The sequence below is a fragment of the Arthrobacter sp. Y3223164 genome (assembly GCF_059091005.1).
The window spans coordinates 1-6,516 of the sequence record NZ_JBNHGF010000141.1 but is presented as its reverse complement, the minus strand read 5'-3'; the positions used below and the strand labels follow the sequence as shown (position 1 = coordinate 6,516).

Genomic DNA, 6,516 nt, shown 5'->3' with positions numbered 1-6,516 from the left:
GCACCTGGACGGAGCCGTCGGTGAAGTCGGGCAGCGCCGCGGCCGGGCGTTCGTCCAGCAGTCCGCGTGCCGCGGCCTTCGCCGCCTCGACGTCCGGCTGGTCGAAGGGGTTGATGCCCAGCAGGCGGCCGGCCACCGCCGTGGCGTATTCCCACAGCAGCAGTTGGCTGCCCAGGCTCCCGCCGACGGCAACCTCGTCGGCTCCGACCGTCACCTCGTGATCGGGGGAGACCAGCCGGACCACCAGCACATCCTTGGCTCCCGAGACGGTCTCCGGGTCGCCGGCGTTGACCACCACCGGCAGCAGTCCGGTTCCCAGCTTGCCGGTGGACTCGGCGATCAACTGCTCGGCCCAGTCCGCGAAGCCGACGATTCCGGAACCGTCGTCGGCGATGGCTACCTTGTTGCGCAGCGGCTCCGTGCCGGCCAGCGCGGCGCCCAGAGCCAGGGCCATGTTGTCGGCGGAATCCTCGGAGAGCACCTCGGCGGCCTCTTCGGCGTCGTCGAGCAGCCTCTCGATGTCCACGCCGGCCAGTCCGGCAGGGACCAGCCCGAACGCGGTCAGCGCGGAGTACCGTCCTCCGACGTTGGGGTCGGCGTTGAACACCGCACGGTACCCGGCTTCCCGCGCCGCCTCATCCAGCGGGGAGCCGGGATCGGTGACCACGATGATGCGCGAGGCGGCGTCCAACCCGGCGTCGGCAAAAGCCTGCTCGAAGACACGGCGCTGCGAATCGGTTTCCAGCGTGGAACCGGACTTGGAGGACACGATGATGGCGCTGTCGGCCAGCCGTTCGGCCAGCGCGGCACCCACCTGCTGGGGATCCGTGCTGTCGAGCACGGTGAGCTCCACGCCGGCGGTATTGGCGATCACTTCGGGCGCCAGCGAGGAGCCGCCCATCCCGGCCAGCACAAATCGCGTCACGCCCTCGGCCGCAAGCTCCTTGCGCAGCTCCAGGATCTCCGGAACCAGCGGCCGGGACAGCGCCGCCGCATCGACCCAGCCCAGGCGGACGGCCGCCTCGGCTTCTGCCTCCGGGCCCCACAGGGTGTTGTCCTGCGTCGCGATGCGGGACGCGACGCGGTCCTCCACCAGGGTGCCGATATGACGGCGGACGGCGGCCAGTGCGGCTCCCGACGCTTCGAAAGCCAGCGAACTCATGACTGCCGGGCTCCGTGCACCGAGTCGAGGGCGTTCTGGACGGTCTCCCGCAACTGCTGCCAGCTGGCCACGAACTTCTCCAGGCCCTCCTCCTCGAGCAGCTCCACCACCTCGTTATAGGAAATTCCGGCCTGCGCGATGTCGTCGAGCACCTTGTTCGCTTCCGCGTAGGTGCCGGTGACCCGGTCTCCCTCGACCTTCCCGTGGTCGGCGAGGGCTTCCAGCGTCGGCTCCGGCATGGTGTTGACCACGTTCGGGGCCACCAGTTCGGTGACGTACAGGGTGTCCGGGTAGTCCGGGTTCTTCACGCCGGTGGAGGCCCACAGCGGCCGCTGCGGCCGGCCGCCGGCGGCGGCCAGCACCTGCCAGCGTTCGGTCGCGAACTGCTCCTCGTAGATCTGGTACGCCAGGCGGGCGTTGGCGACGCCGGCCTTGCCCTTCAACGCGGCCGCCTCCGCGGACCCGGCGGCGTCCAGGCGCTTGTCGATCTCGGTATCGACGCGGGAGACGAAGAACGAAGCCACCGAGTGGATGGTCGACAGGTCCTTGCCGTTTTCCTTGGCCTGCTCCAGGCCCAGCATGAAGGCGTTGATCACTTCGCGGTAGCGCTGCAGCGAGAAGATCAGCGTCACGTTGACGCTGATGCCGAGCGCGAGGGTCTCGGTGATGGCCTCCAGGCCTTCGCTGGTCGCCGGGATCTTGATGAAGGCATTGGTGCGGCCCACGGCCTTGTGCAGATGCTGCGCCTCGGCGGCCGTGCCGTGCGCGTCACGGGCCAGCCGCGGATCCACCTCAATCGACACGCGGCCGTCCACGCCCTCCGTATCGGCGGCGAGCGGGGAGAACAGGTCGCAGGCCTCGGCCACGTCGGACGTGGTGATGGCGAAGACCGCCGTATCCACGTCCGCGCCGTCGGCGGCCAGTTGCTGGACCTGCGCTTCGTAGCTGCGGCCGTCCTGCAGGGCGGCGGCGAAGATGGAGGGGTTGGTGGTGACGCCCACCACGTTCCGTTCGTCGATCAGGGCCTTCAGGGTCCCGGAATTGATCCGCTCCCGCGAAAGGTCGTCGAGCCAGATGGAAACGCCCGCGTCGGAGAGTGCCTGGGTATTCGGGTTGGACATTGCGTCCTCCTTAGGAATCGGTGGTCTGGGAGAGCGAGTCGCGGGCGGCCTCGACAACAGCCTCGGCCGTGAGTCCGAATTCGCGGAACAGGGTCTTGTAGTCGGCGGAGGCGCCGTAGTGCTCCAGGGACACGCTGCGGCCGGCGTCGCCGACCAGTCCGTCCCAGCACTGCGCGATGCCGGCTTCAACCGACACGCGGGCCTTGATGCCGGCCGGGAGTACGGACTCGCGGTAGGCGGGGTCCTGCCGGTTGAACCACTCGAGGCAGGGGACGGAGACCACGCGGGTGGCGATGCCGTCGGCCTGCAGCGTTTCGCGGGCCTGGACGGCCAGCTGCACCTCGGAACCGGTGGCGAGCAGGATCACCTGCGGCGTCGTGTCCGTGCCGCCGGACTGCGCCTCGGCCAACACGTAGGCGCCCTTTGCCACGTTCTCGGCGGAGGCGAAGCCGTTCTCGCCGCGCTCGTAGACGGGCAGGTTTTGTCGGGTGAGCACGATGCCGGCCGGGTTGCTGTGGTTCTCCAGCACGGCCTTCCAGGCCTGCGCCACCTCGTTGGCATCGGCCGGGCGGACGACGTCGAGGCCCGGAATGGCACGCAGGCTTGCCAGCTGCTCCACCGGCTGGTGGGTCGGTCCGTCTTCACCCAGCCCGATGGAATCGTGCGTCCACACATAGATGGAGGGAACGCCCATCAGGGCGCCCAGCCGGATGGCCGGCCGCTGGTAGTCGCTGAAGATCAGGAACGTGCCCGAGAAGGCGCGGGTGTTGGAGCTGAGCACAATGCCGTTCACGATGGAAGCGGCCGCATGCTCGCGGATGCCGAAGTGCAGCACCCTGCCGTACGGCCCGCCGGACCACATATCGGTCTGCCGCGACTCGGGAACGAACGACGGGGAGCCTTCGATCGTGGTGTTGTTGGACTCGGCCAGGTCCGCCGAACCGCCCCACAGCTCCGGCAGCACCGGGCCGATGGCGTTGAGCACCTTGCCGGAGGCGGCCCGGGTCGAGACGTCCTTGCCGGCCGGGAATTCGGGCAGCGCCGCCTCCCAGCCTTCCGGCAACTCGGACGCCTGCACACGGTCCAGCAGCGCGGCGTTCTCCGGGTTGGCCTCGCGCCACGTCTGGTAGCCGGTCTCCCAGTCCGCGCGGGCCTGCTTGCCGCGCGCGGCCACCTGCCGGGCGTGATCCAGGACCTCCGGCTCGACCGCGAAATGCTGCTCCGGATTGAAGCCGAGCACCTCCTTGACGGCGGCGACCTCCTCGGCACCCAGGGCGGAGCCGTGGATCTTGCCGGTGTTCTGCTTCTTGGGGGCGGGCCAGCCGATGATGGTGCGCAGCGAGATGATCGAGGGCCGGGAAGTCTCGGCCTTCGCGGCCTTCAAGGCCTCGAACAGGGCCGGGACGTCTTCGACGTATTCGCCGGTCTCGGTCCAGTCGACCCGCTGGGTGTGCCAGCCGTACGCCTCGTACCGCTTGAGCACGTCTTCGCTGAAGGCGATGTCGGTGTCGTCTTCGATCGAGATTTTGTTGTCGTCGTAGAGCACCACCAGGTTGCCCAGCTCCTGATGGCCGGCCAGGGAGGAGGCCTCAGACGTGACGCCCTCCTGCAGGTCGCCGTCGGACGCGATCACCCAGACCGTGTGGTCGAACGGGCTCTCGCCGGCGGCAGCATCGGCGTCGTACAAGCCGCGGGTGCGGCGCTGCGCATAGGCGAAGCCGACGGCGGAGGCGAGCCCCTGGCCCAGCGGGCCGGTGGTGATCTCGACACCCGGGGTGTGCTTGTACTCCGGGTGGCCCGGCGTGAGCGATCCCCAGGTCCGCAGCGCCTTCAGGTCCTCCAGTTCCAGGCCGTAGCCGGAGAGGAACAGCTGGATGTACAGCGTCAGCGAGGTGTGGCCGGGGGAGAGGACGAACCGGTCGCGGCCCACCCAGTGCGGATCGGTGGGGTCGTGGCGCATGAACTTCTGGAAGATCAGGTACGCGGCCGGGGCCAGGCTCATGGCGGTGCCGGGGTGGCCGTTGCCGACCTTCTCGACTGCATCCGCCGCGAGGACACGCACCGTGTCCACCGCCCGCTGGTCCAGCGATGTCCAGGACAATTCCTGATCTTCCATGTGTGGCACCGGGTGGGCCCCTTTCTGATCTACGTCTAAGCGGCAGCCGACGGTCCGGAAAACAGCCGTGGCCGCGGACCGATTGGGCCATTCGCCGTTGTTGCTGCCTCAAGCTTGTTGCGCCCATAACCGCGGATTGGCGCTCCTTCCCCACTCTATCCGTTGCGTCTGCAATGCGCAGGACGTGGTGCAGTGCCAGCAGTCACAGCGGTCACTGTTTGACGCCGGCGGCCGCCCCCGGCCCGCGCGGGTTTCGGCGGGGGCAGGCGACACCGGTTTCCACGGGCAGGAAACCGGTTTCTACGAGACATAGAAGGAGTATGATGTAGGTGCACCTTGGCCCGTCCTTAACGGCTGGGCGCTTTCGTGTGTCAGACGAACTCCAGCAGAACTGAGTGGTTTTTCCTTGAATATCCAGACCGTTCCGGACCAGGCGTTGGCCGTTCCGGCCAAGCCCGGCTTCTCGCGCAAGGCCAAGGCCTACCTGTCGCTCACGAAGCCCCGCGTGATGGAACTTCTGCTGGTGACCACCCTGCCCACCATGATCTTCGCCCAGGGCGGTTTCCCCGACCTCTGGCTGATGGCTGCCACGATGGTCGGCGGTGCCCTCGCCGCCGGTGCGGCCGGGTCCTTTAACTGCTACATCGACCGGGACATGGACAAGCTCATGCACCGGACCGAAAACCGCCCGCTCGTGACCGGGGAACTGACTCCGCGCGAGGCGCTGGTGTTCTCCTGGGTGCTCGCCGTGGTGGCCGTGGCGCTCCTCTGGTTCGGGGCGAATCCGCTGGCCGGCATGCTGGGCGTCGGCGCGATCTTCTTCTACGTCGTGATCTACACGCTGATCCTCAAGCGCCGCACCTCGCAGAACATCGTCTGGGGCGGCGCCGCCGGGTGCTTCCCCGTGCTCATCGCCTGGGCCGCGGTGACCAACACGGTGGCGTGGCCGGCGGTGATCCTGTTCATGGTCATCTTCCTGTGGACGCCTCCGCACTACTGGCCGCTGTCCATGAAATACAGCGACGACTACAACGCGGCCAACGTGCCGATGCTCGGCGCGATCGCCAGCGCACGGCAGGTCTCCGTGCAGGTTGTCCTCTATGCCTGGGCCACCCTGGTCTGCTCGCTGCTGCTGGCTCCGGTCGGCGGCGCCGGCTGGGTCTACACCATCGTGGCACTGCTCAGCGGTTCCTGGTTCGTCTACGAATCGCACCGGCTCTACGCGCTGACCAAGCGCGGAACCGAAAGCACCGCCGTCACGAACAAGAGCGCCATGCGCGTGTTCCATGGTTCCATCAGCTACCTCACGGTGCTGTTCCTGGCCCTGGCCCTGGATCCCTTTATCGGCGGTCCCGTCTTCGGTTAGGCGCAATGCGCCCGACGCCGGCCTGCTGCCTCCCGGCGGTGCGCCGGGGGCCCTGCTGCCCGTGCCGAGCCCTGCGGGGGCGGCCCTGCTGCCCTAAGATTGCGGCATGAATCCCTTCCGCGGCCTGATTGCCTATCCGGTGACCCCCTTCCATCACGACGGCGGCGTCAACCTTCCGGAGCTGATCCGCCATATCGCGGCCGTGAGCGAGGCGCCCGTCGACGCGATCACGGTGCTGGGCAGTTCGGGAAACTTCGCGTATCTGGACCGCGCGGAACGACGGGTCGTCGTCACGGCGGCGGTGGAGGCGGTTAAGGCGGTCCGGCCCGGGCTGCCGGTGTGCGTCGGCGTGAGCGCGGTGGGCACCCGTGAACTCCTGCAGAACATTGACGACGCCCACGGGGCCGGTGCCGACGGCCTCCTGGTTTCCACGGTGTCCTACTATCCACTGACGGACGAGGAAGTGGCGGCCCAGTGTGTTACGGCCGCCCGCCGGTCCGGCCTCCCCGTCTGCCTGTACAGCAATCCCCGCACCACGCAGTTCAGCTTCAGCCTGGAGCTCGTGGCCGAGCTGGCCGCGGAACCCAACATCGTGGCCGTGAAAGAATCGGCACCCTCCGCCGAAGTATTCCGCGGACGATATGAAGAACTCCGCGGCCTGCTCCCGGTCGAGGCCGGCGACTTCAGCCACGGCATGAGCGGCGACGCGCTGATCGCCGACGCCGGCTTCGCGGCCGATGCCTGGCACGAG

The 6,516-nt window shown here is 68.3% G+C and carries 5 protein-coding genes; 2 read left to right on the top strand and 3 right to left on the bottom strand.

What is annotated here, in order from left to right:
* From AC5RUJ_RS08930 to tkt, 3 genes are all read right to left on the bottom strand, one after another.
* Window positions 1–1,162: phosphoglucose isomerase-related protein (locus AC5RUJ_RS08930; protein WP_494155772.1), on the bottom strand; the 1,162-nt coding region annotated here is incomplete at its 3' end.
* Window positions 1,159–2,283: a transaldolase gene (tal, locus tag AC5RUJ_RS08925; protein WP_494023136.1), complete on the bottom strand. Its 1,125-nt coding sequence runs from the start codon at window positions 2,281–2,283 to the stop codon at window positions 1,159–1,161. The genes tal and AC5RUJ_RS08930, both read right to left, overlap by 4 nt.
* 10 nt (window positions 2,284–2,293) lie before the next feature.
* On the bottom strand, window positions 2,294–4,399 hold the full coding sequence (tkt, locus tag AC5RUJ_RS08920) for a transketolase (protein ID WP_494127914.1): 2,106 nt from the start codon (window positions 4,397–4,399) through the stop codon (window positions 2,294–2,296).
* A 406-nt stretch (window positions 4,400–4,805) separates the two neighbouring features.
* On the opposite strand from tkt, the gene AC5RUJ_RS08915 reads away from it, so the two are divergent.
* Together AC5RUJ_RS08915 and AC5RUJ_RS08910 are read left to right on the top strand one after the other, a co-directional pair.
* Window positions 4,806–5,765, top strand: coding sequence for a heme o synthase (locus AC5RUJ_RS08915; protein ID WP_493978526.1), 960 nt, complete (start codon window positions 4,806–4,808; stop codon window positions 5,763–5,765).
* Window positions 5,766–5,871: 106 nt separating this feature from the next.
* Window positions 5,872–6,516 (top strand): dihydrodipicolinate synthase family protein (locus AC5RUJ_RS08910; RefSeq protein ID WP_494155771.1); only part of this gene is annotated, 645 nt, incomplete at its 3' end.